Annotated in this window: 16 protein-coding genes; 10 read left to right on the top strand and 6 right to left on the bottom strand. The window is 73.2% G+C overall.

Translation table 11 applies throughout. The features are described from left to right. Positions 1–3 precede the first annotated feature (3 nt). The 4 genes from zapE (at position 4) to OG514_RS23685 (ending at position 4,057) form a co-directional block, all read left to right on the top strand. A complete protein-coding gene (gene zapE, locus OG514_RS23700; RefSeq protein ID WP_266897990.1) occupies positions 4–1,089 on the top strand; it encodes a cell division protein ZapE in 1,086 nt (361 codons plus the stop codon). A gap of 34 nt (positions 1,090–1,123) precedes the next feature. After that, complete coding sequence (locus tag OG514_RS23695; RefSeq protein ID WP_266897988.1) at positions 1,124–1,549, top strand: OsmC family protein; 426 nt, start codon at positions 1,124–1,126, stop codon at positions 1,547–1,549. Between the two features lie 145 nt (positions 1,550–1,694). Beyond that, positions 1,695–3,071, top strand: a complete 1,377-nt coding sequence (locus OG514_RS23690) for an alkaline phosphatase PhoX (protein WP_266897986.1) — start codon at positions 1,695–1,697, stop codon at positions 3,069–3,071. A gap of 95 nt (positions 3,072–3,166) precedes the next feature. Further along, positions 3,167–4,057 carry a PPK2 family polyphosphate kinase gene (locus OG514_RS23685; protein ID WP_266897984.1) on the top strand — a complete coding sequence of 297 codons (891 nt, stop codon included), beginning with the start codon at positions 3,167–3,169 and terminating at the stop codon, positions 4,055–4,057. Here OG514_RS23685 and OG514_RS23680 read toward each other — a convergent pair. Beyond that, on the bottom strand, positions 4,043–5,611 hold the full coding sequence (locus OG514_RS23680) for a hypothetical protein (protein ID WP_266897982.1): 1,569 nt from the start codon (positions 5,609–5,611) through the stop codon (positions 4,043–4,045). The genes OG514_RS23685 and OG514_RS23680 overlap by 15 nt on opposite strands. Before the next feature lie 123 nt (positions 5,612–5,734). Here OG514_RS23680 and OG514_RS23675 point away from each other — a divergent pair, with 123 nt between their 5' ends. Next, entirely contained in the window at positions 5,735–5,932 is a 198-nt protein-coding gene (locus tag OG514_RS23675; protein WP_055601762.1) for a hypothetical protein, read from the top strand. Positions 5,933–5,958: 26 nt separating this feature from the next. After that, on the top strand, positions 5,959–6,846 hold the full coding sequence (locus OG514_RS23670; protein ID WP_266897979.1) for a polysaccharide deacetylase family protein: 888 nt from the start codon (positions 5,959–5,961) through the stop codon (positions 6,844–6,846). Positions 6,847–6,854: 8 nt separating this feature from the next. Here the strand turns inward: OG514_RS23670 and OG514_RS23665 are convergent, their stop codons facing one another. Genes OG514_RS23665 through OG514_RS23650 form a run of 4 tightly spaced genes read right to left on the bottom strand, consistent with a single transcriptional unit; the run spans position 6,855 to position 9,227 of the window. Further along, on the bottom strand, positions 6,855–7,040 hold the full coding sequence (locus tag OG514_RS23665) for a hypothetical protein (RefSeq protein ID WP_266901035.1): 186 nt from the start codon (positions 7,038–7,040) through the stop codon (positions 6,855–6,857). A gap of 14 nt (positions 7,041–7,054) precedes the next feature. Beyond that, positions 7,055–7,705 (bottom strand): ABC transporter, encoded by a 651-nt coding sequence (locus OG514_RS23660; protein WP_266897977.1) that lies wholly within the window; start codon positions 7,703–7,705, stop codon positions 7,055–7,057. Further along, positions 7,702–8,556, bottom strand: coding sequence for an ATP-binding cassette domain-containing protein (locus OG514_RS23655; protein ID WP_266897975.1), 855 nt, complete (start codon positions 8,554–8,556; stop codon positions 7,702–7,704). The genes OG514_RS23660 and OG514_RS23655 overlap by 4 nt, the downstream gene beginning before the upstream one ends. Then, positions 8,553–9,227, bottom strand: a complete 675-nt coding sequence (locus tag OG514_RS23650; protein ID WP_266897973.1) for an AIM24 family protein — start codon at positions 9,225–9,227, stop codon at positions 8,553–8,555. Before OG514_RS23650 ends, OG514_RS23655 begins: the two co-directional genes overlap by 4 nt. A gap of 71 nt (positions 9,228–9,298) precedes the next feature. Between OG514_RS23650 and OG514_RS23645 the strand changes: the two genes are divergently transcribed. Then, positions 9,299–9,985: a peptidyl-tRNA hydrolase gene (locus OG514_RS23645; RefSeq protein ID WP_266897971.1), complete on the top strand. Its 687-nt coding sequence runs from the start codon at positions 9,299–9,301 to the stop codon at positions 9,983–9,985. Between the two features lie 37 nt (positions 9,986–10,022). On the opposite strand, the gene OG514_RS23640 is transcribed toward OG514_RS23645, so the two are convergent. After that, positions 10,023–11,219 carry a lipase gene (locus OG514_RS23640; protein ID WP_266897969.1) on the bottom strand — a complete coding sequence of 399 codons (1,197 nt, stop codon included), beginning with the start codon at positions 11,217–11,219 and terminating at the stop codon, positions 10,023–10,025. A gap of 271 nt (positions 11,220–11,490) precedes the next feature. Between OG514_RS23640 and OG514_RS23635 the strand changes: the two genes are divergently transcribed. The 3 genes from OG514_RS23635 to OG514_RS23625 are packed head-to-tail and all read left to right on the top strand — an operon-like array spanning position 11,491 to position 14,767. Continuing rightward, the gene (locus OG514_RS23635) at positions 11,491–12,918 is read left to right on the top strand and encodes a DUF692 domain-containing protein (RefSeq protein ID WP_266897967.1); all 1,428 of its coding nucleotides are present in this window, start codon (positions 11,491–11,493) and stop codon (positions 12,916–12,918) included. Between the two features lies 1 nt (position 12,919). Beyond that, positions 12,920–13,975, top strand: coding sequence for a TIGR04222 domain-containing membrane protein (locus OG514_RS23630; RefSeq protein WP_266897965.1), 1,056 nt, complete (start codon positions 12,920–12,922; stop codon positions 13,973–13,975). A 48-nt stretch (positions 13,976–14,023) separates the two neighbouring features. Next, positions 14,024–14,767, top strand: a complete 744-nt coding sequence (locus OG514_RS23625; protein WP_266897963.1) for a TIGR04222 domain-containing membrane protein — start codon at positions 14,024–14,026, stop codon at positions 14,765–14,767. The last annotated feature ends 125 nt before the right edge of the window (positions 14,768–14,892 follow it).

Genomic DNA, 14,892 nt, shown 5'->3' with positions numbered 1-14,892 from the left:
ACTGTGTCGACCCGTGCCCTCACCGAAGCCGCTGCCACCCCGGCGGCCCCGCTCTCGCTCTGCTCCCGAGAGCCCCACGTCCCCGCCGACCGGCTCGTCGCGGAGATGGTGCCGCCGCCACGCTTCGACTCCGTACGGTTCGACACGTACCTCCCGGACCCGAACCAGCCCAGCCAGACGGACGCCGTCAAGGCACTGAGCTCCTTCGCCGAGGGCCTGGGCGGAGCGCATGCCTCCGGTGCCGGGAAGCGCCGCTGGTTCGCCCGGAAGCCGGCCGCCCCCGCCGGGCCGCGCGGGGTCTACCTGGACGGCGGGTACGGCGTCGGCAAGACCCACCTGCTCGCCTCGCTCTGGCACGCGACCCCCGCCGATCCCGCGCTGAAGGCGTTCGGCACCTTCGTCGAGCTGACCAACCTGGTCGGCGCGCTCGGCTTCCAGCAGACGGTGAAGACCCTCGGCGAGCACCGTCTCCTCTGCATCGACGAGTTCGAGCTCGACGACCCGGGCGACACCGTCCTCGTCTCCAGCCTGCTCGGCAAGCTGGTCGAATCCGGCGTGGCGCTCGCCGCCACCTCCAACACGCTCCCGGGCAAGCTCGGCGAGGGCCGCTTCGCCGCCGCCGACTTCCTCCGCGAGATCCAGGGCCTCTCCTCCCACTTCATGCCGCTGCGGATCGACGGCGAGGACTACCGCCACCGCGGTCTGCCCGAGGCCCCGGCCCCTTACTCCGACCAGGTCGTCACGGAGACCGCGTACGCGACGCCGGGCGCCTCCCTCGACGACTTCCCGCACCTGCTCGAACACCTGGCCAGGGTTCACCCCAGCCGGTACGGCGCGCTCACCGACGACCTCACCGCCGTCTGCCTCACCGACGTCCAGCCCGTCCCCGACCAGTCGACGGCCCTGCGGCTCGTCGTCCTGGCCGACCGGCTCTACGACCGCGAGATACCCGTCCTCGCCTCCGGACTGCCCTTCGACCGGCTGTTCAGCGACGAGATGCTGAACGGCGGATACCGCAAGAAGTACTTCCGGGCGATCTCCCGGCTCACCGCGCTCGCCCGCGACGCCAAGGGGCTTGTGGCGCAGTAGGTTGGAGGCCATACCCGATCGAAAGGGATCCACCATGGCCACCGTGCGTCACGCCCACACCGTCTGGCAGGGCGACCTCCTCAAGGGTTCCGGTGTCGTCACCCTCGACTCTTCCGGTGTCGGCTCGTACGACGTCTCCTGGCCGGCCCGCTCCGAGGAGCCCAACGGGAAGACCAGCCCCGAGGAGCTCATCGCGGCCGCGCACTCCTCCTGCTTCTCGATGGCCTTCTCCAACGGTCTGGCCAAGGCGGGCAGCCCGCCGGCCCGCCTGGAGACCAAGGCCGACGTCACCTTCCAGCCGGGTGAGGGCATCACCGGCATCCACCTGACCGTGCAGGGTGAGGTCCCGGGTCTGGACGCGGACAAGTTCCAGGAGCTCGCGGAGGACGCGAAGAAGAACTGCCCGGTCAGCCAGGCACTCACGGGCACGAAGATCACCCTCACGGCCAAGCTCGTCTGATCCCCGGAGCCATCTGACCTCCGGTCAGAACACGCGCCACACGAGGCAGTTGTGGCCCGCATGGTTCACGTGTCAGCACAGTGCGTGGTACACACATGCGGGTCACGCGTCACACACCTGTCCGCCAGCAGGGAGTTGTTGCCTCATGTCCTCCGCGACTCGACGTCAGATCCTGTCCCGCACCGGCGCCTCCGTCGCCGGGATCGCCTTCGCCGGCGCCCTCTCCGAACTCTTCGCCGGCAGCGCGAGCGCCGCGACCGGCGGCCATACGGGGCGGGCCGGCTACGGCCCCCTCGTCCCCGACCCCGCGGGCCTGCTCGACCTCCCGGCCGGCTTCCGCTACAAGGTCCTCTCCCGGCAGGGCGATCCGCTCCGCTCCGGCGAGGGCCTCGTCCCCAGCAACCACGACGGCATGGGCGCCTTCGCCGGCCGTCGCGGCCGCGTGCACCTCGTCCGTAACCACGAGAACCGGGTCACCGGCAAGATCGCCGTCCCGACCGTCCCCGGCCTGACGTACGACCCGGCCGCCAAGGGCGGCTGTACGGCCCTGGAACTCGACGGCCGCAACAACGTCCTCGGCGAGCGGGTCGCCATCGCCGGAACCGCCGTCAACTGCGCGGGCGGACCCACCCCCTGGCGCACCTGGCTGACCTGCGAGGAGACCGAGGACAGGGCCGGCACCAACGGCTACACCAAGGACCACGGCTTCATCTTCGAGGTCGACGGCGCCGACCCGCACCGCACCGGCGCCGTCCCGCTCACCGCGATGGGCCGGTTCCAGCACGAGGCGATCGCGATCGACCCGACGAGCGGAGTCGTGTACGAGACGGAGGACGCCTTCGAGCGTCCCTTCGGCCTCTTCTACCGCTTCCTCCCCCACAAGCCGCTCGGCGGCACCGGTTCGCTGCGCGCGGGCGGCGCCCTGGAGGCCATGCGGGTGCCGGGCGTGCCCGACCTCTCGGTGATCCAGGAGACCGGCACCCGCTTCGAGGGCGTCGAGTGGGTCCCCGTACCGGATCCGCAGGCGGCGGAAACCCCCATCAGGCTCCAGGACTTCGGCCCCAAGGGGATCACGCACGCACAGAAGCTGGAGGGCTGCTACTGGGGCGGCCGCGCCGTGTACTTCGTGTCCTCCTTCGCGCGCGCCAAGGACGGCTCCGGCGCGACCCACTTCGGCCAGGTCTGGAAGTACGAGCCGCACCGGCGCCGGCTCACCCTCGTCGTCGTCTTCGGCCCGGACACCGACATCCAGCTCCCCGGCGAGTCACCGGACAACATCTGTCTGGCGCCGAGCGGGGGCCTGATGGTCAGCGAGGACGGCGACGGCGCGCAGCACGTCTTCGGGGTGAGCGAGAAGGGCGAGGTGTACGCGATCGCCCGGGGCGCGCAGAACATCGGCACGCCCGAGGCGCCGGAGTGGGGCGAGTTCGCGGGCGTCACCTTCTCGCCCGACCGGGGAACCATGTACGTCAACTGCTACACGCCGGGAACGACGTTCGCGGTGACGGGCCCGTGGTGCTGAGCTGAGGGACCGGACCCGGTCGCCCGCACTCGCGGGCGGCCGGGTTCCGTCGCAGGATCGGGGGAGGACTCGCGGCGCGGCGGAAGGAGCACGAGGTGGCGAAGAAGGACGGGAAGCCGGACGGCAAGAAGAAGCGGAAGCATCGGGAAGCGTCCCTGCGCGAGCTGCTCCGCGTCCCCGAGGGCGAGCGCGTCGACCTCACCTCGTACGACGCCTCCGCGACCCCGGCCGGCCCCGTCGACAAGGCGGCCGGTGTGGCCGCCACCGCCGCCCTCGCGCCGCGCCTCGCCGACCTCCAGGAACGCCTGTACGCGGCGAGCACGGCCGGTGACCGCCGACGCGTGCTCCTGGTCCTCCAGGGGATGGACACCAGTGGCAAGGGCGGCACGGTCAAGCACGTCATCGGCCTCTTCAACCCGTCCGGCTGCCGTATCCACGCTTTCAAGGCCCCGACCCCGGAGGAGCAGAACCACCCCTTCCTCTGGCGGATCATGAAGGCGCTCCCCCGTCCGGGCGAGATCGGCATCTTCGACCGCTCGCACTACGAGGACGTGCTCATCGCCCGCGTGCGCGAGCTGGTCCCGCGCTCCCGGCTCGGCCGCCGCTACGGCCAGATCGACCGCTTCGAGCAGTCCCTCGCCGACGACGGCGTGACGATCGTCAAGGTCTTCCTCCACATCTCGTACGAGGAACAGCGCGGCCGTCTCCTGGAGCGCCTGGACAACCCGGAGAAGCACTGGAAGTTCAACGTGGGCGACATCGAGGACCGCGCGCTGTGGCCGGCGTACCGGGAGGCGTACGAGATCGCCCTGGAACGCTGCTCGACGGACGGGGCCCCCTGGTACCTGGTCCCGGCGGACCGCAAGTGGTACCGCAACTGGGCGATCAGCAAGCTGCTGCTCGAACACCTGGAGGCGCTGGATCCGGCGTACCCGCCGGGGGACTTCGACGTGGCCGAGTGCCGGCGGAGGCTACTGGCCACGTGAGCGGCGCCGCCAGTCCCTGACGCCCGCCCTCAGCGTCCCGGACATCCGGAGGTCGAGAACGCCCAGCCGGCCCTGATCCGCCATCGTGGCGAGCAGCCGGTCGAAGAGGTGCGGCTCGTCGTCGTGGGCCAGCCACACGGCGAAGGCGGTCATGACGTACGTGTCGTCCAGCCACGTCACCAGATCGAACAGGACGCCGATCCGGGTATCGCCCATCTCCCGGACGGCCGCGCTGAGCCCCAGGAAGGCCTCGGTCGGGAGGTACTCCTCAAGCATCAGGTCGTCGTTGTGCACGGCGGTCTCGCCCAGACAGGCGGCGTCGAGCACGAGGGCCGCCACGTCGTACCTGCCGGCTTCCGCGAGCCCGACCGCGACCCGCAGTCCGAACCGATCCGCCCGGCGCCTCCAGGCCAGCGTCGCCGCCACCCGCTTCAGCGGCCCCGGCGCCGCGGTACCGGACAGTGCGGCCGAGACGAGCGCGACGGCCTGCGCGTCGCTCCGCACCCGGGACACCGCCTCGGCGAGCACACGGTCGCTCTCGGAGTCGGACCGGGTCTCGGTCTTCCGCAGCCCCTGGAAGACGGCGGCCGCGTTGCGAGAGGTGACCCGAGCGGCCACCGCGGAGGTCCACGACTCCTGGATCCGGGACCGCCCCTGCCATGCCACCTCCGGGGCGAAGGCCAGCACGTCCTCCAACGGCCTGAGCCGTGCGACATCGGCGACGAACGTCACCGCCGGGGTGAGCCCCGCCGTCTCCTTCACCCAGTCCAGGAACCCACCCAGCTCGTCCAGGGGACGCGACCACGCCGCCTCCGTCAGGTCACGGCTCGCCTCGGGGAAGCTCTCCTCCTCCCACAGCTCCACCAGCTGGGCCTTGAGCGCCTCCAGGGGCACGTCCCCGGTCGAGGGGCGCCGCCGCGACAGCTCCTCCTCCAGACTCAGCACCCGGTCCCGTAACCCCTCGCCGTGGCGCTCCGCGTCGGAGCGGAGGCGTTCGGCGTCGCCGAGGTCCTCGCGGAGCTGCGCGATCTCGCGCAGCAGGTCGTAGGTGCGGGCGGGGTCGGCGCGCTCGGCGCCCCAGTCCAGGCGGAGGCGGGTGAGGTCGTCGGCGAGGCGACGGACCTCGTCCTCCTTCCTCTCCAGGAGGGTGTGCAGCGCCTCGATGTTGCGCTCGGCGCGCTGGGTGTCCCGGCGCGAGCGGGCCAGTTCTCCCCGCAGGCTCTCCAGCTGGAACTCGTCCGGGTTGCAGACGCGCAGGGCGTCGAGCCGCTGGTTCCGGAGGGCCTCCTTCGCCTCCGGCTGGAGGGGCGCGCCGACGTGCTCCTCCACCTCTCTCACCAGCCGGTCGACGAACTCCTGGGGCGCGAGCCGGCGGCCGCTCAGGTAGCGGGAGACGGCGGACTTGTCGAGGTGGACGCGGTGGGCGTACTGGGTCCGGTTGATGCCGAGCCGGTTGAACAGTCCGGTCAACACGTTGCCGAGGGCCGCAACTTCGGCGACCCCTCCGCGCTCGATCTCCGACGAGCTGCCCTGCGTACGGGCGACTTCGGTCATGGTGCCTCTCCCCCCGCGGTGTTGACGCCGCGACGGCAACGGTTGCGGCTTTCGCAACGTACCGGACGGGTCCGACGGTGGGGGCTCGCTCATCCCCGAACCGAAGGAACCGAAGGAACCCGCATGCGTACTCTCCGCTGGGCCCAGCGTGCCCTCATCGTCCTCGTCGCGACCCTGCCCCTGCTGCTCGTGACGCTCGCCTTCGTGCCCGCCCTGCTGGTGCTCCCCTTCCGCCGTGAGCGGGCCGCGCATGCCGACGCGATGGTGCGTCAGCTCAGTGCGTGGACTCGGGTGCTGCTGCTGTCGAGTCGCGAGCGTTAGACACTTTGATCAGTTAACTTCCGATCGTGAACATTTCTGTACGAAACTTGGCGGCGCTCGGTCTTCTGGGCGCCGTCCTCGTCGGCTGTGGCCGGGACGCCGCCGAGACCTCCCCGGCGAAGGAACCGGCGGCGCCGCGACCCGCCGTCACCCACAGCCCCTCGCCCCGGGCGAGCGCCGCGGCCGGGCCCAAGCCCGCGGCCGAACGCGCGGCGCCGCCCACCATGGCGCCGGGGCCCGGCGGTCTCACCCCCGTGTACACGCGCCGGACGAAGGGCGCGGAGAAGGTCGTCGCGCTCACCTTCGACGCCGACATGACGGCCGATCAGGGGCCCCGGGCCGCGCGGGGCGAACACTTCGACAACCCCCCGCTCATCGCGACCCTGCGCCGGCTCAAGGTGGACGCGACGGTGTTCATGACGGGCCGCTGGGCGGAGGAGTACCCGGACCAGGCCAAGTCCATCGGCGGCGACCCGCGCTTCGAGATCGCGAACCACTCCTACAGCCACTACGCCTTCGCGTCCCCCTGCTACGGCCTTCCGACGGTCGCCGGACCGGACATGGCATCGGACGTGCAGCGGGCCTTCGACGCGTTCCGCGACGCCGGGGCCGTGAACGTCGTCCCCTACTTCCGCTTCCCCGGCGGCTGCTACGACGACGCGGCCCTCCGCGCGCTCGCCCCGGCGGGAGTGACGGCCGTCCAGTGGGACGTGGTCAGCGGCGACGCCTTCGCCAAGGACGGGGACGCGGTGGCCGAGCAGGTCCTCGACGGCGTGAAGCCCGGCTCCCTCGTCGTCATGCACTGCACGCGCAGCGCGGCCCCGGTCACGGAGCAGGCGATCCGCCGCATCGTCCCGGAACTCCGCGCCCGCGGCTACCGCTTCGTGAAGGTCTCGGAGCTGATGGGCGGGTAAGGGCCCGGTCAGCCGGAGCAGGCCGTGCGCTGGGCCTCCTGCCATTCGCAGACCGGACACAGAGTGATGCCCTTCGTCGACTCCGGGTACTCGGTCGGCTCCTGGCACAGCACGCACGCGGCGAACGGGCCCTCGGTCGCCGGTTCGGGCTTCGGGGCGGGCTCCGGGGCGCAGTACGACATGGACTCGCTCATGCCTTCGAGCCTACTCACTCCAGGCGTGCCGTGGCCCGGCAGGCGAGGGCCGCGCACGCCGCCGCGAGGAGCACGGCGCCCGCGCAGGCGAGCCACGGCGGGTCCGCGGTCGCCGTGCGCGCCCCGGTGATCAGGGCCGTCATCGCGTGCTTGGCCGGGGAGCCGGTGGTCACCAGGGCGAGCAGCGAGCCCAGGACCACGGCCGCGAGGGACCAGCCGGGGGCCCGGACGAAGGGGCGGGAGGCCAGCGTGCCGACGGCGGCGCCCGTGAGGGCGCAGGCGAGGGCCGCCAGGAGCCCGGTGGTCGTGGCGGCGAGCGCGGTGACGCCCCGCCGGTCGCCGGTCGCCGTCACCACGAGCACGGCGACCGCGCCGACGAGCACCGGCAGTACGGTGCCCGTCACGAGCGCCGCGAGATGCGCGCGGCCCCGGCCGGCCGCCGCCGCGACCACGTTCCGGGCGGCGGGCGGCTCCTGCGTGAGGCAGATCCGCACGGTCCAGGCGGTCACCGGAAGGAGCGCGGCGGCGGTGAAGCCGAGCGCGCCGAGGACGGGTTCGCCGACGTTGACGCCGACACCGAGGAACGCCGCGTACAGGAGCAGCGGTGCGAGCCAGCGCTGGGAGCGGAGCAGCAGCCCGGTCTGGTAGCTCAGGAGCGCCGTCATACCCGTACGCCTTCGGTGCCGAGGTGGTGGATGTGCCAGGAGGCGGCGAGGAGCGCGCTCAGAAGCGCGTCGGAGTGCGCCGCGTCGACGGTGAGGACTGTGAGGCCGGTGGGGGCGTCCTCGGAACCGGGTGAGGTGACGGGGTTTCCCGGGAGGTGGTCCGGGAGCGGGCGGCGGCCCCCGGAGACGGTGATCCGGACGCGGGGCGCGGCCGGCCCGGAGTCCGCGTGGACCGGGTACGCGGCCTCCCGCACCCGCCCCTCCCTCACCTCGTGGACCGCGTCCGGCTCCCCTGCCAGCCGTCGTGGGTCGTGGTCGACGAAGACGACCGTCGCGCCGGCCGCCCGGCGTTCGCGGACCGCCGCGTCCAGTTCCGCACGCGCGCCCGTGTCGAGGCCGGTCCAGGCCTCGTCGAGGACGAGGAGGGACGGGTCGGCGAGCAGGGCCTGGGCCACGGCGACCTTCTGGCTGGTGCCCTTGGAGAGCTCCGCCATGGCCGTACGGGCGTGCCCGCCCGCCCCGAAGCGCTCCAGCCACTCCCCCGCCCGTGCCCGCGCCGCGGCCCCGCCGAGGCCCTGGATCCGCCCGAGGTGGACCAGATAGTCGGTGGCCGTGAAGGGCAGCGCGACCGGGAAGCGCTCGGGGACGTACGCCGTGCGGGGCGGGCGGCCGGTGACGCGGCCCTCGGTGGGCGCGTCGACGCCGGCGACGATCCGGAGCAGGGTCGACTTGCCGGTGCCGTTGGCGCCCACGACCCGGACGAGGGTCCCGCCGGGCAGGTCGAGACCGACCTCACGGAGGACCCACGGCCCCCGGAGGCCGTGCCGGCGCCCGACCCGCTCCAGCCTCAATTCGAGGTCTTCTGCGGGGTCAGCTCGCTGGGACGGACGACCACGAAGCCCTGGCCCTCCAGCTTCAGCTGCACCGCCTCGCCCGAGCCGCCGCGGATCATCGAACCGACGGACTGCGAGCGGTGCAGCGAGGTGCGCAGCTGCTCGCTCCAGCCGACGACGGCGTCGGTGTCGACGAAGACCGGGGCCTGCGGGGTGACGGGGATGACGATCGGGTTGCCCTCGCAGATCAGGGCGACGTTGCCGTAGCCGGAGAAGACGGAGTTGAAGAGGCCGCCCCCGGTCATCCCGGCGCCCTTCACCGTCTTGATCTCGTAGTGGAGGGTGGAGTCGAAGCAGAGCACGTTGCGGCCGTTGACCGAGAACGCGTCGCCCTGCTCGATCTCGACGATGAAGCAGTTCTGCGCCTCGTGGGCGAACCAGGCCTCGCCCTGGCCGCGTACGGCCATCAGCGCCAGGCCCTCGCCGGTGACGGCGCGCTTGAGCAGGCCGCCGATGCCCTGGCCCTTGCGCTCGAACTGGAGGTCGCCGCGAAAGGCGATCATCGATCCCTGGCGGGCGTGCATCTCGCCGTTGACGGTGTATTTGACGGATTTGGCGTTCTGGAGGGTCATCCCCGGAAAGTCTGCGGTCTCGGCGAGGTGTTCGCCGGTGAAAAGATCACTCTTCATGAGGGGCATCCTGGCCCGGAACTACCCGTTCCCACAAGAATCACCCGTGATGGCAGTGGCAGACTTGCCCGGTGAGCAGCAACGAGACCGATCTCCGCGATGAGAACCCCCAGTTCGTCCTGCCGTTGGTCGTGCGGATCGAACGGGACGCGCCGCCGTCCCGTACCGACGCCCTGGAGACCGCCGCGCGGGCCGTCCTGGAGATCCTCACCGACGACCGCTCCCTCGGCGAGGGCGAGTGGGCCCAGGTGATGACCGACTGGCAGGACGCCCGGATCCGCAAGGTGGTGCGCCGGGCGCGCGGCGCGGAGTGGCGGCGCGCGGGCGCGCTCCCGGGAATCACCGTCACCGGTACCGAGGCGGAGGTACGGGTCTTCCCGCCGGTCCCGCTCGACGGCTGGCCCAAGGAGTTGGCCAAGCTCCAGGTCTCGGGCACCGATCTCGACGACCCGGCCGCGCCCGGTCCCGTACCGGAGGGGGCGGCCGTGCTGTGGCTCAACCCCGAGCTGGACATGTCGGCGGGCAAGGCGATGGCGCAGGCCGGGCACGGCGCGCAGCTGCTGTGGTGGGCGATGACGGACGCCGACCGGAAGACCTGGCGCGAGGCGGGCTTCCCGCTCGCGGTCCGGACCGCGGCGGCCGGGGACTGGCCCGCGCTGACGGCGAGCGGACTTCCGGTGGTACGGGACGCGGGGTTCACGGAGATCGCCCCGGGCTCGTGCACGGTGGTGTCCGCGTTCCCCCGCCCGGCCGGCTGAGCCGGAGGTCGGCCGGGCCCTGCCCCCCGCTTCTCCGTCAGCGCTCGCGCAGCTGCTCGAACCAGCGGACGATCTCCGTCGTGGCCGCGACGTTCGACCCCAGGTGACGGGATCCGTGGTACTCGACGGGGCCGAGGTCGACGACGGGGACGTCCACGCCGCGCTTCAGGAACTCCGTGCGGCACACCGTGGTGTTGGCCGTGACGGCCTGCTCGTCGTCGGTCGCCGTGTAGAGCCTGGTCGGTGTGCGCGGAGCCCAGTCCCGGCACACGGCGTCGGTGCCGCGGAGCGCCGCCGCCAGGCCGCCCGTCGGACGCGCGAGCAGCTCGCGGCCGTGGGCGGTCAGGAGGGCGTCGAGCGTGCCGGGGGTGCCGCGCATCAGCTGCTCGCCCGTGTGCGCCCCGTCGAAGAGGGCCTCGACCGTGTCGGCGTACGGGGCCTTGAAGACCTCGTCGGGCCGGTCGTAGACGGGGTGGAGCCGGTTGAAGGCCACCAGGGTGTAGGCCGCGTACAGCACGCCGGACTTGGGTTCGAGCCGGCCCGCGAGGAGCGCGGGCAGTTCCGAGCCGCCGAAGTCGTAGGCGCCGCTGACCGGGGCCAGCGCGCCCAGCCTGAACCAGCGGTCCTCGCCCGCCTGAAGAGCCCGTCCGAGCCCCAGGGCCGCCGACGCGCCCTGGGAGAAGCCGGTGACCTGCACCTCGCGTTCCAGTACGCGCCCGGTGCGCGGCGCGAAGCTGCGGGCCGCCCTCAGCATGTCCAGGGAGGCCGTGGTCTCGGACTCGATGTCCATCCAGGGGTGCGGACCGGGCCCCACGCCCATCCCCAGGTAGTCGGGTCCCACGGCGGCCGCTCCCGCCGACGCGTGCGCGATCACCGGCGCGGAGACGAACGCGCCCCGGCGCATCGACGGGGAGTCGTCCTTGTGGCTGCCGGTGCCGTGCGTGAAGGAGACCACCCGCAGCCGCCGCTCACCGCTCAGGGGCAGCGCGAGCAGGCCGCTCGCCGTGGTGGGCCGCCCCTGCGCGTCGATCGTCCGGTACACCAGCCGGTAGGCGACCACTCCGTGTTCGACGACGCCGCCGTCGAAACCGGCCCTGCCCAGTTCCTCGGCCACGGCCTGCGCGGAGTCGAGCGTGTACAGCTTCTCGGCGGAGAGCAGGGTGCCGCGGGCTCGCTCCTCGTGCCGCGTCTGGAGCTGGACCTGGGCCTGCGGCGCGGGGGCGGCAGCGGCCACGGCCGGGCCTCCCAGCAGCAGAATGCAGCACAGCACCGATAAGCGCGTGACCACGATGTCCTCCAAGTGGGTTTCCTGTACGACCCGTTCAGCCTCGTGCGTCACACAGCCCGGCGCACTGGTGCCGGCCCCCCGCTCTTGCGGAGGGACACCCCCCGTTCGGCGTGACTGAAATGGAACCTCAAATCAAGCTCTGAACGTCGCCCTCTCGGGGTTCGAACGTTTCCGGCGGGGCCATCAGGTGGGTGACTGAGGACCGAAGGAGGGGGACATGACGGAACTCGGCATCGGCATCGGCTGGCGCCCCGAGATCGCTGAGGCGGTGGAGGGTCTTTCCGGCGTCGACTGGGTGGAGGTCGTCGCGGAGAACATCTGCGCGGACCATCTGCCCGACTCCCTGACCCGGCTGCGCGAGCGCGGCGTCACGGTCGTGCCGCACGGCGTCTCGCTGGGGCTGGGGGGCGCCGACCGGCCCGACCCGGCGCGGCTCGCCGCGCTCGGCGAGAAGGCGGTGGCGCTCGGAGCGCCGCTGGTCACGGAACACATCGCGTTCGTACGGGCCGGGGGGCCGCTCACGGCGACCCCGCAGCTCGAAGCGGGCCACCTGCTTCCCGTGCCCAGGACGTGGGACGCGCTCGACGTGCTCTGCGAGAACGTACGGATCGCGCAGGACGCGCTGCCCGTGCCGCTCGCCCTGGAGAACATCGCGGCGCTCGTCTCGTGGCCCGGCGAGGAGATGAGCGAGGGGCGGTTCCTGGCGGAGCTGGTGGAGCGTACGGGGGTACGGCTCCTCATCGACGTCGCCAATCTCCACACCAACCACGTCAACCGGGGCGAAGATCCGGCGGGGGCCCTGTCGGAGCTGCCGGTGGAGGCGATCGCCTATGTGCACGTGGCGGGGGGTGTCGAGCGGGACGGGGTCTGGCACGACACGCACGCGCATCCCGTGCCGCGGGCGGTGCTCGACGTACTGGCGGACCTCGCGTCCCGGGTCGCGCCGCCGGGCGTGCTGCTTGAGCGGGACGACGACTTTCCTGCCGCGGAGGAGTTGGCCGACGAACTGCGCGCGATCCGGGCGACGACCGCCGCCGCTGTGGGCGTACGTTCCGCCGGGGCGGAACGGGTGGGCACAGCCCACCAGCACGGCGCCCGTTCCTCGCGACCCGCACCCGAAGCGCCGCTCCTCATAGGCGCCGGCGCCCGCGTCTCGGGCGGTTTCATGCCCGGCGGCGCGCGCGACGTGCCCGACGTGCCCGACGCCGTACCGGAGGCCGCGCCCGCCCCGCAGTCCGGGGCCCGGCAGCGCGTCGCCGTCGCTCAGGCCGCCCTGCTGTCGGCGCTGGTCGCCGGGACCCCCGTGCCCGAGGGCTTCGACAGCCGGCGGCTCGGCGTACAGAGCCGGGCGCTCGCGGCCAAGCGGGCCGGGGTCGTCGCGAAGGTCGCACCGGAGCTGCCCGAGATCCTGGGCAAGGGCTACCGGCCCGCCTTCCTCGCGTACGCCAGATCCCGGCCCATGACCGGCGGCTACCGCCGGGACGCGCTCGACTTCGCCGAGCATCTGCTGGTCGCCGGACGGCCGGAGGATCCGGCGGCACGGCGGCGGCTCACGGAGTGGTGGCAGGACCGTTCCGGCAACCGCCCGCCGGGCCGCGCCACCCGGCTCGTACGGGCCGCCCGCCACGCACTGGTAAGGAGATGAGGTGCCCGTGGACGTCCTGACCGCGCTCTGCTACCTCGCCGGCATCACCGGCATCACGCTGCTCGTCACCCGGGTCGTCCGGACCCGCCGGGGACCCGGCGGGCCCGTCCACGACCGGTACGAGGCCGCCTTCCTCAACGGCGGCCCCGCCAGGGTCGTCGACACCGCCCTCGCCGCCCTCCACGCGGACGGCAGGCTGGCGATCGGCGGCCCCGGCATCGTGGCCGTCGTCCGCCCCACCGCGTACGACCCGGTGGAGCGCGCCGTGCTCCAGGCGCACGCCACCGCCCCGCACGGGGCCCTGCACCACCTGCGCATGGCCGTGATGCGGCACCCGGCGGTCCAGGAGATCGGCGACGGGCTCGCGGCGCGCGGGCTCGTCGTCGACCCGGCGACCCGGCGCACCACGCTCCGGTGGTGCGCCGTGCTCGGCCTCACGGCCCTCGCGCTGTTCCCGGTGTCGATCGTCCTCACGGCCGTGGACATCGCCGCCTCCCCCCGGCCCTCGTTCCCGTTCGTCTTCAAGGTGGTGCCGGTGATACTCGCCGCCGGTCTCACGGCGCTCGTCTGCGGGTCGCTCGCCGCCCGGCAGGTCACCCCGGCCGGCCGGAGCGCGGTCTTCGCGTACGGGCGGGCTCACGCCCATCTCGCGGACGCCGCCCTGCTGGTGGCCCTGCACGGGCTCCGGGCCCTCCCCGATCCGGTGCTGCGGGAGCAGATCCTGGCCGCCGCCCGGATCTACGGGCCGCCCCGGCGGCGCGGAGGTGGAGGCAGGCGCCCCGCGCCGTACCGGTACGACAGCACGGACGCGGGCGACGACTTCGGAGCGGCCGCCGTGTGGTGCGCGGGAACCAGCGCCTGCGGCGGCGGGGGTGGTGGGGGCGGCAGCTCCTGCTCCGGCGGCGGGTCCGGGTCGTCGTGCTCGTCCGGGTCCTGTTCCGGGGGCGGCTCGGGCTGCGGTGGGGGCGGGGGCGGAAGCTCGTGCTCCAGCTCAAGCTCCAGTTCGTGCTCCAGCTCCAGTTCCAGCGGGAGTTCGTGCTCCAGCTCAAGCAGCTGATCGACTCTTCCGGTGGCGGGCCCGCCCGGCCTCCCGTAGAAATCGAACATGGTCTGGGTTCCGCTGCTGCTCGTGGCGTGTGTCGTGGCCGGCGTCGGCTGTGCGCGGCTCTGCCGGGCGACGCTCGCGGCGGCCCGGCCCGCTCGCGGGGACACGTCCGCCGGGGCCGCACCCGAACTCACCCTCGGCGAGGCGGCCTACCTCGCCGGCGGGCCGCTGCGGGTCACCGATCTGACCCTCGTGTCGATGCACCGGGCGCGGCGGCTGCTGCTCGCCCGCACCGGCTGGGCGACGGTCGTGAACGCCGACGCCTGCGCGGGGGACGAACTGGAGCGGGCCGTGATCGGCGCGCTCGGGCCCGGTGGACAGGCGCCGATTCCCGCCGTACGTCCGGTGGTCGCCGCCACCGACTCCGTACACCTCCTCGCGGAGCGGCTGGTCGAACGGGGGCTCGCCGTGCCCGCGTCGGGCCGGCGGGAGGTCGACGCCGGGCTGGGTGCGGTGCGGGCGGGCTTCCTGCTGAGCCTCACCCTCGGGACGGCGTCGGCGCTGCTCGTGCCCGCCGCCGAACGGGCCCCGGTCCTCGCCGGGTTCGCCCTGCCGCTGCTCGCGTCGGGGCTCTGTCTGCTGATCGGGCGGATCGAGGTCTACCCGCACACCCGCTGGGCCTCGCCGGCCGGACAGCGGCTGCTCGCGGGGCTCTCGGCCACCGATCCCCTGACGGCCCTCGCGACGCGTGGGCCCGCGGTCCTGGAGCCGGAGCTGAGAGCGGCTCTGCGCGGCCGGCGCTGAGAGAGAAAGGATCCCGGAGGCCGAAAGACCCCGGAAATGACGCCGGTGCGGCGCGCGTCATGCGCGCCGCACCCGGAGCCGGACCCGGTGTCGCTGGAGCGGCAGGCCATGTTCCGCCTGCCGTC

Origin of the sequence: Streptomyces sp. NBC_00572 (assembly GCF_026341815.1) — a bacterium.
In the GTDB taxonomy this organism is placed as follows: Bacteria; Actinomycetota; Actinomycetes; order Streptomycetales; family Streptomycetaceae; genus Streptomyces.
The sequence above is the reverse complement of the archived record's forward strand: the minus strand, read 5'-3'. Positions and strand labels throughout refer to the sequence as shown.

What these genes read in the sequence shown, in the direction of transcription:
- OG514_RS23695 (WP_266897988.1), top strand. Translation starts at nt 1,124, where the DNA reads ATGGCCACCGTGCGTCACGCCCACACCGTCTGGCAGGGCGACCTCCTC.
- OG514_RS23690 (WP_266897986.1), top strand. Translation starts at nt 1,695, where the DNA reads ATGTCCTCCGCGACTCGACGTCAGATCCTGTCCCGCACCGGCGCCTCC.
- OG514_RS23680 (WP_266897982.1), bottom strand. Translation starts at nt 5,611, where the DNA reads ATGACCGAAGTCGCCCGTACGCAGGGCAGCTCGTCGGAGATCGAGCGC.
- OG514_RS23675 (WP_055601762.1), top strand. Translation starts at nt 5,735, where the DNA reads ATGCGTACTCTCCGCTGGGCCCAGCGTGCCCTCATCGTCCTCGTCGCG.
- OG514_RS23665 (WP_266901035.1), bottom strand. Translation starts at nt 7,040, where the DNA reads ATGAGCGAGTCCATGTCGTACTGCGCCCCGGAGCCCGCCCCGAAGCCC.
- OG514_RS23660 (WP_266897977.1), bottom strand. Translation starts at nt 7,705, where the DNA reads ATGACGGCGCTCCTGAGCTACCAGACCGGGCTGCTGCTCCGCTCCCAG.
- OG514_RS23650 (WP_266897973.1), bottom strand. Translation starts at nt 9,227, where the DNA reads ATGAAGAGTGATCTTTTCACCGGCGAACACCTCGCCGAGACCGCAGAC.
- OG514_RS23635 (WP_266897967.1), top strand. Translation starts at nt 11,491, where the DNA reads ATGACGGAACTCGGCATCGGCATCGGCTGGCGCCCCGAGATCGCTGAG.
- OG514_RS23625 (WP_266897963.1), top strand. Translation starts at nt 14,024, where the DNA reads ATGGTCTGGGTTCCGCTGCTGCTCGTGGCGTGTGTCGTGGCCGGCGTC.